We start from the raw sequence: 20,350 nt of genomic DNA, 5'->3' as shown, positions 1-20,350 counted from the left end.
AAATGGGAAACGCAGCCCGAATTCCGCGAACCGAACATGGCAAACGGGATCGGGCTGCACGCATTATGCGGCTATAGTGACATATATGCCCCATCAGAATGAGAACAGCATGAGAGATAAGGCGTCCAACGAGGAACGCGGCGTCGAGGTGCTGGTCAAGACCCGCGCGGTGCTCGACGCTCTCGCGCGGCTCGGCCCCTCGAACATCAAGACCATCAGCGCCCACGTGGGCGAGCCGACCAGTTCCATGTACCGGCTGCTCGCCAACCTCGTGGCATTGGGATGGGTGGAGCCCGCGGTCAAACGCGGCGAATACCGACTGGGACTGGCCTGCCTGCGCATCGGCGGACAGATCGAATCACGCCTCGAGGTCCAGGACGTGGCGCACAACGCCTTCCGACGCTACCGCGACCCGATGGGCACATGGAGCCTGTTCGTGCGCCGAGGCACGCGCGACGTATGCATCGAGATGCGACGGGCGGTGCACAACCCGCTGCGCGCGCCACTTCCCGGCTACTCGCTACCCGTCGACTCGGACGCGGCGCCGTCGCAGGCACTGCTCTCGTTCCTCGTCGACGATCAGTTCGACGACGTCGTCGAACACTGCCGGTACGCCGCCGATTCCGCCGGACGGCAGGCCACGTTCCCGCACGCCGCCGCGATGACGCGCGAACGCGTGCGGGGGAGCGGATACGCCTATGACTTCGGCGTCACCGTACCCGGCGTTGTCACACTGTGCGCTCCCGTGTTCGATCATCGCGGCGAACTGAGCGCCGCCATATGCCTGAGCGGATACCCCAGGGAACTGGCGCGGGCCATCGAACGCGGCGAACTCGTCGATCAGGTCGGCAAACTGCGCTACGTCTCCAGGGAGATCTCCAAAGGGCTCGGCCACGCACCCGAAGACGCGCAGGGCGATGTCGGCGTCGGAGACCTCGCCGAGCACAACCATGAGGCGGTCTCCGCGGCGGCCATGCAGCGCAGGGGAGAGACGGGAAAGGAGTGACGACGATGAACAGAGGCACGACGCAGGAGCCGACCCGGGCGCTGGCGAAGGCCGGCAAGGTGGTGAACGCGCTCGCCGAGGAGAACGACATCGGCCCGGTGGAGATCACCGAGCGATGCGACATCCCACGTTCGTCCGCCTACCGCATCCTCGACGGGCTCGCGAACGTCGGACTCGTCGAGACATCCGGTGACATGTCGTATTCGCTCTCGCTCGACTGGCTTGCGCTCGCTGACGCCGCGCGCCGCTCGATGACCGAATGGGCGGGCGCGCCGCAGTTGCTGCGCGAACTGACGGGGGAGACCGGCGTCACCTCCTTCCTGTCCGTCGTCGACGGCGAGGAGACCGTCTGCGTGGAGTGCGCGCGCGGGCACGGTGTCGACGCGCTGATTCTGCGTCCGGGCGGCACGCTGCCGTTCCACGCAGGGGCGGCCGGCCGCGTCGCGCTGGCCTACAGCGCTCCCGAGATCGTCGAACGCTACCTCGCGAAGGCCCCTTTCCGCGGGTACAACCTCAACACGCTCGTCACCGAGCGTGCGTTGCGGGCGGACATGGAGGAGACGCACTCGCGCGGGTACGCATTCTCGGACGAGGACGTGACGATCGGCGTGTGCTCGGTGGGCGTGCCGCTCTTGGCCGACGGTTCGCCGTACGCGGTCGGCAGCCTGTCCGTGGGCGGATTCGTCGATGTCGTCAAGCCGCGTCGCGACGAGATCGCGGCGACGCTGCACACGTATGCGAACCGGCTGATGGCCGGATGGCATCGCTGAATCAAGCTGAACCAAACGGTGCGCTGCGGCCGAGACGATCGCCATGAACGCCTGATCGCCACGCTTCCCGTCCGTCGGGAAGTGTGTTCGTATACAGGTGGAGAAAACAGACAAGAACACGGAAAATCGCAGATCAGCCTCTCATATTCATGCCCATGAATGCCTCTCGTTGGGAATAATGGATGGTGAGGAAGCCGCATGACAACACTACGGCTGCCGATCCAACACCATCCGATCCCAACGAGGGGAGCAATCCATGAGCACCATTCATGTCGGCATCATCGGCGTCGGCCGCATCGGCCACGTCCACTACCTCAACCTGTCGCAGATGCCGAACGTCTCGATCGACTACATGTGCGATCTGCTGGCGGACGACAGCTGGGCTGACAAGTACCCGGCGGGCGGCAGGTTCGTCACGGACTATCACGAGATCCTCGCCGATCCGGCCATCGACGCCGTGCTGATCTGCGTGCCGACCGATCTGCACCCGCAGGTCATCATCGACGCCGCCGAAGCGGGCAAGCACATCTTCTGCGAGAAGCCGGTCGGCTTCGACAACGATCAGATCCTCGCCGCCTACCATGCCGTCAAGAAGGCCGGCGTGTACTTCCAGACCGGCTTCAACCGCCGTCAGGAGAAGAACTTCCGCCGCATCGTCGAGGCGCGTGACGCCGGCCAGCTCGGCAAGCCGGAGGTGCTCAAGGTCACCTCCCGCGACCCCGAACCGCCGTCCTACGACTACGTGAAGCGTTCCGGCGGTCTGTTCAAGGACATGATGATCCACGATTTCGACATCGTGCGTTTCATCTCCGGCGAGGAGGTCCGGACCGTGCGCGCCATGGGCGCCGCCCTCGTCGATCCGCACGTCGGCGAGCTCGGCGATGTCGACACCGCCATCGTCACGCTCGAATTCGCCAGCGGCATGCTCGGCGTGATCGACAACTCCCGTCGTGCCGCCTACGGCTATGACCAGCGCATCGAGCTGTTTGGCTCCAAGGGCGTCGCCGTGTGCGGCAACAACCACGAGTCCGAAACCGTCGTAGCCACCGCCGACGGCGTGCGCCGCGACCTGCCGCTGCACTTCTTCCTGGAGCGCTACAAGGAGGCGTACCGTCTGGAGACCGAGAAGTTCTTCGACGTGGTCGCCAACGGCGGCGAGATCGAATGCACCTTCGAGGACGGCATCAAGGCCGTGCGCCTCGCCGAGGCCGCGCTCGAGTCCCTCAACAACGGCGGCGCGGCTGTGGAGGTGAAGCCCATCGAGTAGCGTGTGAACATACCGGGACCTTCTGCAGGGAAATACGAGGGCGCCCCGATCCGAGAAATCCGGATCGGGGCGCCCTCGTATTTGTGCCCGTGGCCTTCAGGAGAAGAAGGTGAACAGGGCGATGCCGGTAGTGCCGCCGAGGATCGGTGCGACGATCGGGATCCAGGCCTCGTTCCAGCGGGAAGGACCCTTGTGCTCGATCGGCAGCAGCATGTGCAGGATACGCGGCATGAGGTCGCGGGCCGGGTTGAGGCAGGGGCCGGTCGGGCCGCCCAGCGCGTAGATCAGGCCCCAGATCACCATGCCGACGACCATGATGGCGACGGCGCGGTTCGCGGTGCCCCAATCGCTGTTCAGACAGGTCATCGCGCATACGCCGAGCGCCATCGTGCCGATGAACTCGTTGACGAAGTAGTTGAGGCGGCTGTCCGCGGCGTCGAACGTGGCGAAGGTGCCGAAGATCGCCTCCGCGTCCTCGCTGCGATCGTAGTACGGCTTGTATGCGGCGTAGACGAGCAGCTGGCCGATGACGGCTCCCACGCACTGGGCGAGGATGTACGGCAGGACCTCGCTCCACGGGAACAGCCCCATCACCGCCTGGCCGATGGTCATGGCCGGGTTGATGTGCGCGCCGGAGATGGAGCCGAACATCAACCCCGGCACCATCACGCCGAAGCCGTATGCTGCGGCGATGACGGTCCATTCGGAGTGGAAGGTCTTGCTGCCCTTGAGTGAGACGCCGGCGACGGCGCCGTTGCCGAACAGGATGAGGATGGCCGTGCCCACGCATTCGGCGGCGAGTCTGATGGCCAATGGGTAATCCATGATTGCTCCTTTGCAAGAGAAAAGCCGCGTCGTGTGTACAAGGCGCGGCTTGGGGAGGGTGTGATCGCACGTCGGCCAGAGCATGCCGGTCAGAGCATGCCCAGACCGCAGCAGGCGAGGAACCGACGTACGTTGATCGCGTTGGGCAGCGGCACATCCGGCCGTGTTGGGTAGAGGTCCTGCTCGCAGATCACGGTGATGTGCTTGTCGAGGTCGGCAAGCGCGTTGACGAGCCGGTGCATGTCCGGCTTGCCGTCGGGCGGCGTCACGGCCGCGCCGTGGGCGATGGCCTCGTTGAAGGGCCAGTCCATGTCGTGCGCCTCGCGCACGATGCGCGGATCGAAGGCCTTGATGTGCACGTATGGTATGCGGTCGGCGAACTGGCCGACCATCTTCACCGGGTCTCCGCCGCCGTAGACGACGTGGCCGGTGTCGAGACAGAGATTGACGTATTCGGGATCGGTGTCCTCGAGCATGCGCTCGATCTGCCGGGGCGTCTCGATATGCGAGTCTCCGTGCGGGTGCATGAGCAGCTGCAGCCCGTAGTCCTCCTTGAGGATGCGGCCCAGACGGTTCGCGTTGCTCATGTACAGTCCCCATGTGCCGGCGGTGAGATGACGGTGGTCGATCCACTCCCATGTCTTCTCGTCGCGTGCCATGGGCGGCAGATAGACGATGTACCTGGCTCCCACCGCGGCGTGGGTGGCGGCGATGTCGCGGAAATGGCGTTCGGTCTGCGCCCATGCGTCCTCGCGATGGAGGATTCCCCAGCCGGTGCCGGCGACGATGCGCATGCCGAACTCCCGTGTCCATGCGCCGAGCGTCGCCGGATCGGTGGGGAAGTAGCCGTAAGGTCCGGTTTCGAGGATCTCGAAGCCCGCCTGGGCCATTTCCCCCATGGCCTTGCGCGGTTCGATCTGCCGCTCGTCATGCGGATACCAAACACCCCACTGGTCGGGGCACACGCCTATGGAGAGCTTCGAATACCGTGGATTGACGGTGTTGCTGGACTTTCCTGTGTTGGTGGACATGGCGGGCGCCTCACGGACCGGTGGGGTGTACGGGTGCGATGATCGGGGGGAATGGGCTTCGGGATGCCGGGTGTGCGCCTCGACATCCCGAAGGTGGGGGAGGGGGAAGATGGATCGTCAGTCCATGTGGTTGTCGATGTAGAACTGCGGGGTCTCCGGCAGCTCCACCTGCTTGCGCACACCGCCCTCGTCGCGCGAGGCGAACAGGGCATCGCAGGTCACGCAGGCGACGAGGCCGTCCCACGCGGTCGGGCCGGTGAGTGCGTCGTTGGCGACGCCGTCGACGAAGGCCTGGAACTCGGTGTCATAGGCCTGGCGGAAACGCTCGGTGTACTCGGCCGGGATGCGCTCGCGCTCGGACTCGGCCACCTTGACGATGGTGTTCTGTGGTGCGTGCAGGGCGATCTCGCCCTTCTCGAACACGACGCGGCAGTTGATGTCGTAGCCCATCTGGTTGTTCACGAACACCTCGAGGTCGATGTGCACGCCGGATTCGGTGTCGAGCTCGACGATCTGCGGGTCGTGCAGGCCCTCATGGGTGTAGCGGGTCTGCTTCTTCGGCAGGAAGGTGAGGGCGGACTCGTAGTTCTCGCCGAGCAGGTAGTGCAGCACGTCCACCTCGTGAATCGCGGTCTCGACGATCGACATGTCGGAGTTGTACACCGGCGGGGTGGTCATGTTGCGGTGGGCGCAGTGGATGAGCAGCGGCTCGCCCAGCTCGCCGCTGACGATCGCCTTCCTGATCTCCTGGTAGCCCTTGTCGTAGCGGCGCATGAAGCCGACCTGGACGAGGCGCTTGCCGGCCGCGATCTCGGCGTCGACGATCTTGCGGCATCCGGCGGCGGAGGTGGTCAGCGGCTTCTCGGAGAGCACGTACTTGCCGAGCTTGATGGCCTCGAGCACGAACTGCTCGTGCGTCTCGTGCGGGGCGGTGGCGACGACGACGGCGTCGATCTGCGGGTCGCGGACCAGATCGAGTCCATCCTCGTAGATCTTGGCGCCGAACTTGTCGTGGATGGCCTGGGCGCGCTCGGGGATGAGATCGGAGACGCCGGCGAGGGTCGCGCCGTTGATGGTTTCGGCGATGCGACGGGCGTGGTCGGATCCCATGGTGCCGACGCCGATGATGCCAAGACGGAGGGTCATGATGGTCTTCTTTCTGTGATCGGTTGTGGCCGTCGGCCGCGTCAATGCGGCTGTGCCACCGATGTGGTCTTGCTGTTCATCCCGGCGCTTCGCCCTGTGGCGATCGCTTCGTGGTGAACGTGATGCCAGTATGGCATGTAATTTCAAATTACGCAGACTGATCGCGGTAAAAACGAGAATAGTTATGGCTTTGTGGCAAGAATTGGCGTTTGTTTTTCTTTATTATGGACAAATGGAATTAAAAGTGAGGTTCTGTGGCAGTATTTGCTGTGTGACATCCGCCCGCGCGATGCGCTTGTGTGGTGCGGTGCGCGGCGCGCCGTGGCGGTGCGAACGCGAGCGGCCCCCGTGTCGGAGTCCAGTTCCGATGCGGGGGCCGCTCGCGGTTGGCCGGGAGAAAAAAAGGAGGCTTCTGCTGTTTTCGTGGGTTAGGGGTTGGGCTTCGGTAGTCGGATGTCGAGGCCGCCGCATCGGAGCATGACCAGGGCGATGAGGTTGTCCACGTGGTGGAAGCCGTAGGCCATGCGGATGGTGACCTTGATGCGGTTGTTGAACGCCTCGAGCCTGGCGTTGGAGTAGCCCAGCTCGATGGTCCTGAGGATGTCGGGCCGCCTCCTGCGGATCTTTTTGGAGAGCTCGACGATCTCGGGGATTCGGCTGTGGGACGCCCAGAACACCCAGTGTCTGAGTTCCGCGGTGGCCTGTCCGAGCGGGTGCTTGAGCAGGTTCCTCAACAGTTCCTTGAGCCGCCATGCGCGGTAGAGCTGGCCCCTGGGGTCCGCGTTCCCCAAGGCCGCGAGGGATTCGTCCTGCCGGTCGGTCAATCGGTCCGGGTTCTTCAGCACGGCGTATTTGACGCCGCGCATACGCTTGGTCGTCTCCTGGTCGCCGTCGCGCCTCGCATCGTTCCACAGGCGCTTGCGGACGTCGTCGAGCGCGCCGGTCATCCAGCTGACGATGTGGAACCCGTCGAGCACGCGCTCCGCGGCGGGGCACCATTCGTGCACGCACGAGTCGATCCACTTCGCCCCGTCGCCGGTGACGACCCGGATGGAGGCGCGCTGCTCCGGGGTCAACTGTTGGAAGAACAGGTCGAACACGTCTTTGCCGTACCCGTCGTGCGCCCATATCACCTGGCGCCGCTCGTGGTCGACGACGACGGTGATGTACGTGTGGCCCTTCCGGTAGCTGGTCTCGTCCACGCCGATGGCGTGCAGCCCGTCGAACGGCGAGCCCATCGCGGCCTTCAACCGGCCGGCGACCCTGCGGGCGATCTGGCCCGCGGTCCTCCACGCCACGTGCAGGAAACCGCTCACGGTCCTCTGGTTGGCGACGGTCATCAGCCACGCGCACTCCGCCTCGAAGTCCCGCGTGAACCGGCTTCCCGGCTCCGCCCACGGCACGGACGCGACCACGACGCCGCATCCGGGGCAGTCCACGCGCGGCATCATGGAGACCAGCTCGACCCGCCAGCAGCCGAAATCCTGGTGACGCCAACGCCTGACGCCGCCGCCACGGTCATAGCCGCGCCGGCGCCTGCCGCACCTCGAGCACCTGAGCATGCCCGCACGCGGGCGCACCCGCACCTCGAGCACGGGCTCTGGGCGCATGGGACCATCGACAATGCGAACATCCTCGACGACCATGCCTTTGACGTTGAGAAGACGTTTGAATAAGCTGTTCATCAGGCGCTTTGCGGTTGCTTGTTTATCTTGGTCGAAAACATCCTACCCGGAAAGCGCTCTTCTCTTACTCCCCCAACACCTCAACCACGAACCACCACCCACAAAAACAGCAACAGCGCCAAAAAAAGGGGGTGCCTTCGGTGTGGGCGTCTTCAGACGAGCACGTTGCTGGTGATGCCTTCGACCTCGCCTTCGATCAGGGCGCATGCCTTGGGGAACAGCGTGCGGAAGTGCTCGGTGTTGCAGTGGTCGGTGTGACCTTGCTCGGTGGGCCAGAACTCCACGAAGGCGAACTCGTTGGGATCGTCCTCGCGCTGCAGCAGGTTGTAGCCTCCGCAGCCGGGCTCGGCGGCCGACTTGGTGACCAGCTCGGTCATGATGTCCACGAATTCGGCCTTGTGCTCGTCCCTGACGTGGACGGTGGCGTAGATGACCTGCATCGTCGCTCCTTTCAGATAAATATCCGTGCGGAAAGTCGTCATCGGCTCCGCGTGCCGGCTGACGCCGGCGATGGCTGCCAGTATAGGGGCGTTCGGGCTCGCGTTTCGGGCGTCCTGTCCGATCGATGCAGGTTATGGCAGGTTGTTGGCACGTTTTGCCGCCATGCGGCCGCCAATGCGTGCCCTCACGCCGTCACGACCTGGCGATGTGCGCCTTGCGGTATTCGGCCGGACTGGTGCCCAGATGCGACTGGAAGTTCTTGCGCAGCAGGTCGCTGCTGGACATGCCGACGCGCTTGGCGATGATGCCTGTCGTCAGCGTCGTCGTCTCCAACAGCTCGCAGGCCAGCGTCAGCCGTTCCTCCAGCAGCCACTGGATCGCCGACTTGCCATACTCCTGCTTGAATCGGCGCTGCATCGTCCTGGTGGACATGTTGCCCAGCTGCGCCATCGACTCCACGCTCCACGGGAACTCCGGGTGGGAGAGCACCGGGATCGTGATCGCGCTCAGATCAGCTCCGCGGTGCTCCGACGCCTTCGACTTCTCCGGAATGTACTGCGGGCTGGATTCGCCTCGGGCGCTCGACACGAGCAGCGTGCGCGATGCGGCGGCGTTGACCGCCTGCCCGTACTGTCGGCGCATGAGCGTCAGACACAGGTCGAGCGACGACGATCCGCCGCCGCATGTCCAGATGCGTTTGGTCTCGTCGTGGGAGAACAGTACGTCCGTCTCGATCAGGGCCTTCGGGAACCGGTGCTGCAGGGCGTCGCCGAACATCCAGTGCGTGGTGACGCGGGTGTCGTCAAGCAGTCCGCACCAGCCGAGGAAGAACGAGCCGGTGCCGAGCGAGGCGATCTCGGCTCCGCAGGCGTGGGCCCGGCGCAGCCATGTGCGCGCCATCTCGCATGAGGTCTGCCCGTCCCACAGATTGCGGTACGAGTCGCTGGTTTCGTCGAGTAGCGGATTCGGATAGGCGATGCCGGGTACGACGACCAGATCATAGCCGTTCGGGGCCGGCAGGGGGGATGCGCCCACGATGATGCGGTGATCGAGCCGCACCCGAGGCGTCGCCGCGATGATGTCAAGCGTGTTGTCGGTCTTCTGGATCGGTGAGATGTCGCCATCGAACACCTGGAGCACCGTGCTGAAGTCGAAGCTCCACATGCGATCCGTCAGGAGGATTGCGTTTCTCATGTCTTGCAGTGTATCTTCGCCGCGTCGGATTTGCACTGTCCGTGGCGGGATATTCCGGTTCTACGGCATTGAGGTCGGCAAAACGTGCCAATACCCAGCCATTTGCCTCGTGCTGCGGCCGGCGTTGTCGCTCTCGTACGGTGTGCTGGAAGGGTGAAACCCCTTGAAACGACTGGGATTGTGCGTCGTTTCATTTTGGAAAACAATCTCAGTATCAAAGATTCATCACTGTTGAGTTCTCAAAAATGCTGGCTATAGTTACTGACTGTCGAACACAAACACCGTAATTCGATAAAGAAGTTGAGTGTCGGTGACGACGAGCAGCAGCATACAGAAAGGCATGATGATCATGAGCAACATCAGCGTGGGCATTGCCCCCATCGGCTGGACCAACGACGATCTTCCCGAGCTCGGCGGCGAGACCCAGTACCAGCAGATCCTCAGCGAAGTGGCACTCGCCGGTTTCGCTGGTACGGAGATCGGTAACAAGTATCCCAAGGACCCGAAGGTCCTCAAGCATCAGCTCGACCTGCGCGGCATCCGCATCGCCTCCGCATGGTTCGGCACCTACTTCACCACGCAGCCGCTCGAGCAGGTCGAGAAGGACTTCATCGCCTTCCGCGACTACATGAGCTCCCTCGGCGCGGATCACATCAACCTGTGCGAGCAGGGCAACACCATCCAGGGCATGATGGACGTGCCGGTCTTCGACGGCAAGCCGGAGTTCACCGCCGAGGAATGGGACAAGGTGACCAAGGGCCTCGACCGTCTGGGCGAGATCGCCGCCGACACCGGCACCATCGTCTCCTACCACCACCACATGGGCACCGGCGTGCAGACCACCGCCGAGATCGACCGTCTCATGGAGAACACCGATCCGGACAAGGTCAAGCTGCTCGTCGATATCGGCCACCTCCAGTTCTCCGGCGAGGACCCGGTTGACATCGTCGCCCGCTACAAGGATCGCATCGGCCACTTCCACCTCAAGGACATCCGTCCGGACGTGCTCCAGCGCGTCAAGGACGAGAAGCTCAGCTTCCTTCAGGCCGTGCTCGCCGGCGTGTTCACGATCCCCGGCGACGGTCAGGGCGACTTCAAGACCATCCTGCAGCCGGTCGTCGAATCCGACTACGACGGTTGGTTCCTTGTCGAGGCCGAGCAGGACCCGGCCAAGGCCGATCCGTTCGAGTACGCCCTGCGCGCCCGCAAGTACATCAAGGAGACCCTCAGCGTCTGACCCGAGACAACGCCGGTGCGGCCCATGACCCGGGCCGGCAGACCCCGCGTCCGGCCCTCCGTTCATCCCGCGGAGGGCCGCGCATCCCCACTCAGATAAAGAGGGCATCGCATCCGACGAGGACGTCCGGGCGATGCCTTGCGGAAAGGAATGGCAATGGCGTCATTCGAGGAACTCACGAATGATATGGATCTGGCAGCCCTTGCGAGCAGACGCAGCCGCTACACCACCCTGATGGTGGCGCTCGGCGTGTTCGGCGGCGGACTGTACGGATACACCCTCACCGCACTCTCCGGCGCGCTGATCACGATGAATATCGGCACCGGCGAGAACGGCCTGCTCACCAGCGGCGAGCAGGGACTCATCACCTCGCTGCTGCTGCTCGGTGCCATAGTCGGCTCCTTCCTCGGCGGCACGCTCTTCGACAGGCTCGGCCCGCGCCGCATGATCCGCATCGGCGCGCTGCTCGCCGTGCCCGGCGCCGTCATCTGCGCCGTGTGCCCGAACCTCATCGTGCTGTACGTCGGCCGCCTCATCATGGGTCTGGCCATCGGCTTCACCTCGACGATCATTCCCCTGTATCTGGGCGAGATGACCTCCGCCGCCAAGCGCGGCCGCATCGTGTCCGTCAACTCCGTGATGATCGTCGTCTTCCAGCTGCTCGCCGTGTCCGTCAACGCGGTGATGAACGTGATGGGCGCCGACTGGCGAGCCATGCTGTGGGCCGTCGTCGTGCCCGCCGCGGCCCTGCTCATCGTTGCCGTCATCATCTCCGACAGCCCGTACCACATGGCCCGTCACGGTCTGGATGCCGAAGCGGTCCGGCTGCTCGTCGAAACCCGTGACGAGATGGAGGCGCGTTCCACCTACGAGGCGATGACCGCCGGTCCGAAAAGCGGCGAGGATTCCAAATCCCGGCATCCCGGATTCTCCGAGCCGTGGCTGCGCCGTGTGCTCATCGTCGGCATCGGCGTGGCGCTGATGAACCAGCTCGGCGGACAGAACATGATCAACTATTACGCGCCGACTATCTTCTCCTCGACGCTTGGGTTCGACTCCTCGATGGCCATCGTCGCCACCGTGCCCGTGATCGCCGTCTCCGCCGTCGCCGCCGTCATCGGCGGTCTGGGCCTCATCGACCGCATCGACCGCCGCGTCATCCTCCTGACCGGTCTCGCGGGCACCGTCATCTTCCTCGTCGCCATCGGCGTGAGCTACATCTTCGTCAACGCCAACCCCGGCTCCGGCACCGCCGCGTGGGTGATGATCGCGCTGATGATGATCTACCTCGTGTTCGTGCAGGGCATGGTCGCCCCCGTCTCCTGGCTGCTGCTGGCCGAGGTGTTCCCCTCCTTTGCCCGCGGCCGCGGCGTAGGTTATGCGAACATCGCGATGAACGTCGCCAACTTCCTGCTCTCGCTGGTCTTCCCCGTCCTGCTCGGCCTCGTCGGCGGCTCCGGCACGTTCTTCGTGTTCGCCGTCATCAACATCGCCTGCTTCATCTTCGCCAAGGTGATGGTCCCCGAGACCCGCGGCAAGAGCCTCGAGCAGATCGAGCTCGAAGCCCGCGAACGCGGCGGCGCGAAGGCCTGAACAACCACCTCTACCATCCCCAACCATTAATAAGGACAGGCAACCATGGCTTCCTTCAACGACATTGCGAAGACGATGGACGTGGAGCGGCTCGCGGCGAAGCGTCGTCGCTACTCCACGCTGATGGTCTTCCTCGGCATCTGCGGCGGCGGCATGTACGGCTACGTGACCGTCGTGCTCTCCGGCGCGCTCATCTCGATGACCTTCGACGGCGCGCACACGCTCAGCTCGCTCGAACAGGGCATCGCCACCGCCGGTCTGCTGCTCGGCGCCGCCGTCGGCTCCCTGCTCGGCGGCTCCCTCGCGGACAATCTCGGCCGCAAGAAGGTGATCCTCGTCGGCGGCGTGATCGTACTGCTCGGCTGCCTCGGCTGCGCCCTCGCGCCCAACTACGCGGTGTTCGTCGTCTCCCGCGTCGTACTCGGCCTCGGCGCCGGCTTCACCTCCTGCGTCGTGCCGATGGCCATCGGCGAACTGGCGCCCGCTGCCAAGCGCGGCACGCTCGTGTCCGTCAACTCCGTGATGATCAACATCGCCCAGCTGCTCGCCACCGTGGTCAACGCGGCGATCGCCGTCGCCGCTCCCGGCAACTGGCGGCTCATGTTGTGGGCGAGCATCGTGCCGGTGATCCTGCTCATCGCCATCACGTTGGTCATCTGCGATACGCCGAACTACTTCATGCGCCACGGCATGGACACCGAGGCCGTGCGCGTGCTGCTCGCCACCCGCGACAGGGAGGAGGCCGAGGGGACCTACGCCGACACCGTCGCCAGCCTGCGCGGCGCCTCCGAAGGCGACGCGAACGCGAAGAAGGAGGGCTTCTCCTCCCCGTGGCTGCGCCGTGTGCTCATCGTCGGCATCGGCCTCGCCGTCATGCAGCAGTTCTCCGGCATCAACGCGATCAACTTCTTCGCTCCGAAGATCTTCGTCGATACGCTCGGCTTCGATGCCACCAATTCGATCCTGCTGGCCGTGCCGGTCATGCTCGTCTCCGCGGTCGCCGCGATCTTCGGCGGCCTGTTCCTCATCGATCGCGTCGACCGTCGTCCGAACCTGCTCGTCGGCACCGCCGGCATGGTGGTCTTCCTGTTCGTGATCGCAGTGTGCTACCACCTCATCAGCCGCTATCCGGAAGGTGAGGCTCCGAAGTCGCTGGCATGGCTGCTCATCGCGATGATGATGGTCTACCTGCTGTTCGTGCAGGGCAGCGTCTGCCAGGTCACCTGGCTGCTCATCGCCGAGGTCTTCCCCTCCAGTGTGCGCGGCGCCGGCATGGCGTTTTCGATCATCGCGATGAACGCCTCCGCGCTCATCCTCACCGTGGCGTTCCCGCCCCTGCTCGACGTGCTCGGCGGCACCGGCGTGTTCGTGCTCTTCGGCGTGATCGGCATCATCTCGTTCATCTTCGTCGAGCGCATGGTGCCGGAGACCCGCGGCAAGACCCTCGCCCAGATCGAGCAGGAGGCGCGCGAACGCGCGTCCTGATCCTCGTGCCTGGCTTCGACATTTCCCCGAACCAACCGTGAGAACAAAGGAACCAAAGGAACCATCATGGCGAAAATCACGATGAACCAGACCGTCACCTTCTTCGGCAACGTGCAGACCGACGTGCGTCTGGCGAAGGAGGCGGGCTACGACGGCATCGACCTGCAGGACCCGAAGCTGTACCGCTACCTCGACAAGGGGTTCAGCCCGGAGAGCCTGCTGCCCTTCTTCGAGGGGATCGAGGTGAGCGACATCGGCTCCATCCAGAACATCGAGCGCGAGGGCGATGCCGCCGAGGACCTGATGAACGAGGTGCGTCGCATGAGCGAGCTCGCCTCCCTGTTCGGCGCGAAATACATTCAGCTGTGCACCGGTCCGGGCCACTGGGACGTGTGCAACGATTTCGCCGCCGGGCGTCTGAAGGCCGACGATCCACGCTACCGGGGCTTCCTCGGTCGTGACGAGAAGGAGATGATCGACGTGACGGCCGCAAACGTGCGCCGCGCCGCCGACATCGCCGCCGAATACGGCGTGGAGATCTACGTGGAGCCGCTGGCCTGGACGCCGCTCAACCGCTGCTCGCAGATCCTCGAGGTGTTGGAGAAGGCGAACCGTTCCAACGTGGGCCTCGCCGTCGACACCTGGCAGTTCTACTCCGCCGGCGACACCCCTGAAGACGCCGCCGCGCTGCCCGCCGAACTCATCAAGATCGTTCACGTCTCCGATGGCCTGTGGCTCGACCCGGCCACCACCGTGGCGGATATGGGCATCTACCGTAACGTGATCCTCGGCGGTGGCGTGATCCCGTTGCAGGAGTGGATCGACGCGATCAAGTCCACCGGTTTCGATGGCTGGTACTGCCCGGAGATCTTCTCCGACCGAGCCAGCGAGCAGGACCTCAGGATGATCGCGCGACTCATGCACGATATGGTCGCCGTGCTCATCAACTGAGCGTCCGTACCGCTTCGCCGTACAATAGCCACAAACCGACAATAATGTCGGTTTGTGGTTTTTCTGTTTTAAAAATACAAATAGTAGCAAATTGATACCGATTATTGCGGACACAAAGCGCGAAAAATGGGAATTGGAAGTTGTTTAGCGAGAATTTGTTGCGTAGTATTGGGGTCATGGCAAATACAACATCAAAGAAGATCCTCAACATCGCCGTCATCGCCGGAGATGGCATCGGCAAGGAAGTCACGCCCGAGGCGCAGGCCGCACTTGTCAAGGCCGCCGGAGACGAAGTTGAGTTCAAGTTCACCGACTACGATCTCGGCGCCGAGCGCTACCTGCGCGACGGCACCCTGCTGACCGACGAGGACCTCGCGTCCATCGGCGAGAAGGATGCGATCCTCCTCGGCGCCGTCGGCGACCCGCGTGTCAAGTCCGGCATCCTCGAACGTGGTCTGCTCATCAAGCTGCGTTTCGCGTTCGACCAGGCCATCAACCTTCGCCCCTCCAAGCTGTACCCCGGCGTCAAGTCCCCGCTTGCCGACCCGGGCGAGATCGACTTTGCGGTCGTCCGTGAAGGCACCGAGGGCCTCTACTCGGGCATGGGCGGCTACATCCGCCGCGGCACCGACCAGGCCGTCGCCACCGAAACCTCGATGAACACCGCCTTCGGCGTCGAACGCGCCGTGCGCTACGCCTTCGACCTGGCCCGCAAGCGCGGCGGCAAGAAGCACGTCACCATGGTCAACAAGACCAACGTGCTCGTCTACGCCGGCGGCCTGTGGCTCGACATCATGGACAAGGTCGCCGCCGAGTACCCGGACGTCACTTGGGACTACCTGCACGCCGACGCCTGCACCATCTTCCTGGTGACCAACCCCTCCCGCTTCGACGTGATCGTCACCGACAACCTGTTCGGCGACATCCTCACCGACGAGGCCGGCGCGGTGGTCGGCGGCATCGGATATTCCGCCTCCGCCAACATCAACGTGACCAACGAGCACCCCTCCATGTTCGAGCCGATCCACGGCTCCGCCCCGGACATCGCCGGCAAGGGCATCGCCAACCCCTCCGCCGCGATCCTCTCCGCCGCGATGCTACTGCGACACTTCGGCTACGACGCCGCTGCCGGGCGCATCGAGTCGGCCGTCGAGGCGGACGCCAAGGAGAACTCCTCCAGGAAGCGCTCCACCCATGAGGTCGGCACGGACATCCTCGCTCGTCTGTAGGCAAGCGTCCGATTCCGACTCGTTCCACCTGTAGGTCCGGCGCGTGCTGCATATGAAACCGCGCGTCGGACCTATCCAATCGTTATCGCGAGCGTTTACGCGCATTGCCCAATGGGGATGCGCCGTAACGATGCGCACATAAGTTAGTACCATCTACGTACGGCCGGAAACGTGGCTTCTCGCCACGCTTCCGGCCGTTTCGTCGTCTGGGGGTGTTTCGTGGGGAGGCGGGCGTGCGGGGATGCGGACGTGTCCCGATCCGCATGTCGGGCATTGTGTCGGTGGGATGATTCTGCCAAACATCATACCAATTCTCGCAATATGAACAAAATGTCTGTAATTTGGTTTGATTCTCCGCTGGTATGGCGGTAGATTGGCGATATGCGGGAACGCGATTGGGCATACGTCCCGAAAGTGGTCCGGCATAGTCGTCTATGCCGTAATCAGTAAGAGAGGTCCGAAGATGCGCTTCAGCGGCAACGAAGTCAATCAATATGTTTACAAGTTCTCGGAAGGTGACGCGTCCATGCGCGACCTTCTTGGCGGCAAGGGCGCCGGAGTGGCCGAGATGACCAAACTCGGCATGCCCGTGCCGGAGGGATTCACGATCACGACGTCGGCGTGCGTGCGCTACTTCGATGACGGCGGCAAGATCGATGAGGATATCAAGTCCCAGATTTTTGACGCACTGTCCGAATTACAGGAGTCTCTTGGCAAGCGTCTTGGTGATCCGGAGAACCCGCTGCTGGTATCGGTGCGTTCCGGCGCCCGGGTCTCCATGCCGGGCATGATGGACACGATCCTCAATCTGGGGCTCAACAGGGACGTCGTCGAGGCGCTCGGCGCACGCACCGGCAACCCCCGCTGGGCGTGGGATTCCTACCGCCGTTTCGTGCAGATGTACTCCGACGTGGTCATGGGACTCGACAAGTCTCGTTTCGAGCGCGCCATCGACGACCTCAAGCGCGAACGTGGCGTCGAATCGGACACCGATCTGACCGCCGAGGACCTCGAGGGACTGACTGACCTCTTCCTGGATGAATACAAGCGGCAGGTGGGGCGCTCCTTCCCGGCCGATCCGGTTGAGCAGCTCATGGAGGCCGTCAAGGCCGTATTCCGCTCGTGGAACAACCCGCGTGCGATCTACTTCCGCCGCATGAACTCGATCCCCGACGACTGGGGCACCGCCGTGACCGTGCAGCGTATGGTATTCGGCAACATGTCGGCCGATTCCGGAACCGGCGTGGCGTTCTCACGCAACCCCTCCACCGGCGTCAAGGGCCTGTTCGGAGAGTACCTGATGAACGCGCAGGGCGAGGACGTCGTCTCCGGTGTGCGCACCCCACAGCCCATCAGCCATCTCAAGGATCAGAATCCCGAGGTCTTCGACCAGTTCACGCATATCGTCGACAAGCTCGAGCTGCACTACCGCGACATGCAGGACATGGAGTTCACCATCGAGGAGGGCAAGCTCTATATGCTGCAGACGCGCAACGGCAAGCGCACGCCGCAGGCCGCGTTCCGCATCGCCTCCGATCTCGTGGACGAGGGTATCCTCACCCAGGAGGACGCCGTGTGCTCGATCGACCCGAAGTACGTGACCGCGCTGCTGCATCCGCAGTTCGACGCCGACGCGTTGGCGCAGGGTACGCTGCTCGGAGCCGGCCTGCCCACATCACCGGGGGCGGCGTCGGGACGCGTGGTCTTCACCGCCGAGGATGCGGTCGAATGGACCAAGCGCGGCGAGCAGGTGATCCTCGTGCGACTCGACACCACGCCCGAGGACATCGTCGGCATGAACTACGCGCAGGGTGTGCTCACCGCGCGCGGCGGCATGACCAGCCATGCGGCGGTCGTGGCACGTGGCATCGGTCGCTGCTGTGTCTCAGGTGTGTCCGGTATCGAATTCTCCGAGGACGCCGAGGGGAATGTCGTCGGATGCGCGATCGGCGAGAACGTGGTGCATGAGGGCGACTGGATCTCGCTGGACGGCAATACCGGCAAGGTGTACGCCGGACGCATCGCCACGGTCCCCGCTTCGATTTCCGGTGCGTTCGGGCGCGTGATGGGCTGGGCCGACCGGTTCCGCCGTCTGGAGGTGCGCGCCAACGCCGATACCCCAAGAGATGCCGAACAGGCGCGCGAGTTCGGCGCCGAGGGCATCGGTCTGGTGCGTACCGAGCACATGTTCTTCCAGGAGGACCGCATCACGGCCATTCGCGAGATGATCGTCGCGGCCAACGAACAGGAGCGCCGGCGCGCCCTCGACAAGCTGCTGCCGATGCAGCGCGCGGACTTCGAGGCGCTCTACGAGGCGATGGAGGGCCGTTCGGTCACCGTACGCCTCATCGACCCGCCGCTGCACGAGTTCATCCCGAAGACTCCCGAGGCCGTCGCCGAACTCGCCGCCCAGACCGGTCACGATACGGCCTACATCGAGAACGTGGTTGACGAGCTCAGGGAGGTCAACCCGATGATGGGTCATCGAGGCTGCCGACTTGCGATCACCTACCCGCAGATCGCGCGTATGCAGGCCCAGGCCGTCGTCGAAGCCGCAATCAACGTCAAGCGCCGGCATCCGCTGTGGAGCGTGTCGCCCGAGATCATGGTGCCATTGGTCGTCAACCGCTGCGAGCTCGACTACATCAAGCAGCAGATCGACCAGACCGTCGGCGAGATCCTCGCCCACGCGAGCGATGTGACGATGGTCTGCCAGATTGGCACGATGATTGAGACGCCGCGCGCCGCGATCCGCGCCGACGAGATCGCCGCCGATGCCGAGTTCTTCTCGTTCGGTACCAACGATCTGACCCAGATGACCTTCGGGTTCAGTCGTGACGACGCCGCCTCGTTCCTGGACGACTACTACGACAAGCACATCCTCGATGCCGACCCGTTCATGCATCTGGACCGCAAGGGCGTCGGATTCCTCATCTCCCGCGCCGCCGAACTCGGCCGTCGCACCCGCCCCAACCTGCGTCTCAGCGTATGTGGTGAGCACGGCGGCGACCCCGAGTCGATCGCCTTCTGCGAGGAACTGGGACTCGACTACGTCTCCTGCTCGCCCTACCGAGTGCCCGGCGCCCGCCTCGCCGCCGCCCAAGCCGTCCTGGGACGCAGGGCGCCCGTCCGCCGTTGACCGCCGTATCGGTCGACCGGTCGATGCAATCGACCGGTCGGCCGCATCGCCGGCACCATCCGTCTGGGTTTCCGTCTTGAGTTCTCACTTGCACTTCTCATAGAAGTGCAGACTCATAGAAGTGCACCGTCCGGCTTCGATGGTGACGGGAAGGAAACTGAACGGTTATATTGCAGAGGGAAGATCTGCGACCGGTATCAGTACGTTGTAGACGAGGAAATCCTCGGAGAACGTTGCGTTGGAAGCCTTGCCCCTGCGCATTGACCTCTCGCGTTCATGCTCAATGATGGCCGTTGGTAACGGGGACCAGGCAGAGAGGAGACGATAGCGTCGAAGTGTCGGCTTGTATGTTGTCGTCATGAGTCGGCGTGATGTGCCGTCGCCCCAACGCAGATAACGGTAGACACCCGCGAGGGTGGCGAGCCATCGCTGGTCGCGTATGCCGTAGGATGCCTGTGTGAAGGCGATGCATTGGTCGTCACGGTTGGCGGCGCGGACGAGCTCGTCGATGTGCGTTGACAGCGCACGCCATATCGTGCCGTTGTCGATTAGCCGTTGATCGACCGGGCGGCGAAGCTCGATGAGCAGACTATGGAGTTCGTTGTCTGGCGGGTCAGGGACGAAAGAAGCCGTCCGTTCGACCCTGAGAGTGAATCCGGCCCTTTCCAGACCTTCGGCGAGCAGATCGAATCCCATATGTCGATCACCGCGGAGCACTTTGGCGATCGACGATTTGTCGAGCCCCATATGCCGTGCCAGTTCGGTAGCGTTCCAGCCGGTATCGTCCATGATTGACCGCAGGATGATTCCCGACGGTTTCGTATCCGTCCTCGATATGTCTGTCGATATGTATGTCCCCGACGTACGAACTTCTGTTTCCGATGGTTGTATATCCGTCATATTCCCGTGCCTCGTCGTCGTTGCCATTGCACTCTCTTACTTCTTTTATGATGACTCTTGGTCTTCCCAAACGTGGCCGTTGGATGGGATGGCGACGCCTTTCCAAGACAATGACAAGTCAGTGTCTGATGGGACACTGCGAATGGGAAGGACGGTGTTGACCGCGTGTCACCACTATTGGGACGCTGTGGGAGACCCCGCACAACTCGAGCCAGTGGATACCGTGTCACCACAGGTCAGAGGATTGATGTGTCCACGCACGATTGAAGTGGCCTGATTGTTGTTCCGTCTCGATTCTCCGGGAGGAAGTGCGGTGTCTTATCGGACACTGGATTGTCAGTCTTATGTTCATGCCGTGATGCCCTCGCTCTTATGAATGGGAGATTCTGGGAGCAGGAGTCATGAAGGAGATGGCCGGTCCCCTTGATGGATACCGATGTCGCGCGGACTT

General features: G+C 63.6%; 16 protein-coding genes. 9 read left to right on the top strand and 7 right to left on the bottom strand.

All coding sequences use genetic code 11. The features are described from left to right. Positions 1-109 precede the first annotated feature (109 nt). From EMB92_RS07485 to iolG, 3 genes are all read left to right on the top strand, one after another. The gene (locus EMB92_RS07485) at positions 110-1,006 is read left to right on the top strand and encodes an IclR family transcriptional regulator (protein WP_181281118.1); all 897 of its coding nucleotides are present in this window, start codon (positions 110-112) and stop codon (positions 1,004-1,006) included. Between the two features lie 5 nt (positions 1,007-1,011). Further along, positions 1,012-1,776, top strand: a complete 765-nt coding sequence (locus tag EMB92_RS07480) for an IclR family transcriptional regulator (protein WP_150394371.1) — start codon at positions 1,012-1,014, stop codon at positions 1,774-1,776. 256 nt (positions 1,777-2,032) lie between these two features. After that, a complete protein-coding gene (gene iolG, locus EMB92_RS07475) occupies positions 2,033-3,043 on the top strand; it encodes an inositol 2-dehydrogenase (protein ID WP_150394370.1) in 1,011 nt (336 codons plus the stop codon). Between the two features lie 96 nt (positions 3,044-3,139). Here iolG and EMB92_RS07470 read toward each other — a convergent pair whose 3' ends face one another. From EMB92_RS07470 to EMB92_RS07445, 6 genes are all read right to left on the bottom strand, one after another. Continuing rightward, on the bottom strand, positions 3,140-3,868 hold the full coding sequence (locus EMB92_RS07470; protein ID WP_107043311.1) for an MIP/aquaporin family protein: 729 nt from the start codon (positions 3,866-3,868) through the stop codon (positions 3,140-3,142). Positions 3,869-3,957: 89 nt separating this feature from the next. Then, entirely contained in the window at positions 3,958-4,899 is a 942-nt protein-coding gene (locus tag EMB92_RS07465) for a TIM barrel protein (RefSeq protein WP_107043310.1), read from the bottom strand. Positions 4,900-5,016: 117 nt separating this feature from the next. Beyond that, a complete protein-coding gene (locus EMB92_RS07460; RefSeq protein WP_107043309.1) occupies positions 5,017-6,045 on the bottom strand; it encodes a Gfo/Idh/MocA family protein in 1,029 nt (342 codons plus the stop codon). Positions 6,046-6,473: 428 nt separating this feature from the next. Beyond that, complete coding sequence (locus EMB92_RS07455; RefSeq protein WP_223847633.1) at positions 6,474-7,655, bottom strand: ISL3 family transposase; 1,182 nt, start codon at positions 7,653-7,655, stop codon at positions 6,474-6,476. Positions 7,656-7,882: 227 nt separating this feature from the next. Continuing rightward, positions 7,883-8,170 (bottom strand): putative quinol monooxygenase, encoded by a 288-nt coding sequence (locus EMB92_RS07450; protein WP_181281117.1) that lies wholly within the window; start codon positions 8,168-8,170, stop codon positions 7,883-7,885. A gap of 193 nt (positions 8,171-8,363) precedes the next feature. Next, on the bottom strand, positions 8,364-9,365 hold the full coding sequence (locus EMB92_RS07445; protein WP_150394369.1) for a GlxA family transcriptional regulator: 1,002 nt from the start codon (positions 9,363-9,365) through the stop codon (positions 8,364-8,366). A 349-nt stretch (positions 9,366-9,714) separates the two neighbouring features. On the opposite strand from EMB92_RS07445, the gene iolE reads away from it, so the two are divergent. The 6 genes from iolE (at position 9,715) to ppdK (ending at position 18,999) form a co-directional block, all read left to right on the top strand. After that, positions 9,715-10,602 (top strand): myo-inosose-2 dehydratase, encoded by an 888-nt coding sequence (gene iolE / locus EMB92_RS07440; protein ID WP_223847632.1) that lies wholly within the window; start codon positions 9,715-9,717, stop codon positions 10,600-10,602. Between the two features lie 156 nt (positions 10,603-10,758). Further along, positions 10,759-12,195 (top strand): sugar porter family MFS transporter, encoded by a 1,437-nt coding sequence (locus EMB92_RS07435; protein ID WP_190973610.1) that lies wholly within the window; start codon positions 10,759-10,761, stop codon positions 12,193-12,195. A gap of 45 nt (positions 12,196-12,240) precedes the next feature. After that, positions 12,241-13,680, top strand: coding sequence for a sugar porter family MFS transporter (locus EMB92_RS07430; RefSeq protein WP_150394366.1), 1,440 nt, complete (start codon positions 12,241-12,243; stop codon positions 13,678-13,680). Between the two features lie 66 nt (positions 13,681-13,746). Beyond that, complete coding sequence (locus tag EMB92_RS07425) at positions 13,747-14,631, top strand: sugar phosphate isomerase/epimerase family protein (RefSeq protein ID WP_223847631.1); 885 nt, start codon at positions 13,747-13,749, stop codon at positions 14,629-14,631. A 176-nt stretch (positions 14,632-14,807) separates the two neighbouring features. Next, positions 14,808-15,860 (top strand): 3-isopropylmalate dehydrogenase, encoded by a 1,053-nt coding sequence (locus EMB92_RS07420; protein ID WP_107043302.1) that lies wholly within the window; start codon positions 14,808-14,810, stop codon positions 15,858-15,860. A 463-nt stretch (positions 15,861-16,323) separates the two neighbouring features. Further along, entirely contained in the window at positions 16,324-18,999 is a 2,676-nt protein-coding gene (ppdK, locus tag EMB92_RS07415; RefSeq protein WP_150394364.1) for a pyruvate, phosphate dikinase, read from the top strand. 165 nt (positions 19,000-19,164) lie between these two features. Here the strand turns inward: ppdK and EMB92_RS07410 are convergent, their stop codons facing one another. Beyond that, positions 19,165-19,788, bottom strand: coding sequence for an XRE family transcriptional regulator (locus tag EMB92_RS07410; RefSeq protein ID WP_150394363.1), 624 nt, complete (start codon positions 19,786-19,788; stop codon positions 19,165-19,167). Positions 19,789-20,350 lie beyond the last annotated feature (562 nt).

This window comes from Bifidobacterium callitrichos, from assembly GCF_008698085.1.
In the GTDB taxonomy this organism is placed as follows: Bacteria; Actinomycetota; Actinomycetes; order Actinomycetales; family Bifidobacteriaceae; genus Bifidobacterium; species Bifidobacterium callitrichos.
The sequence above is the reverse complement of the archived record's forward strand: the minus strand, read 5'-3'. Positions and strand labels throughout refer to the sequence as shown.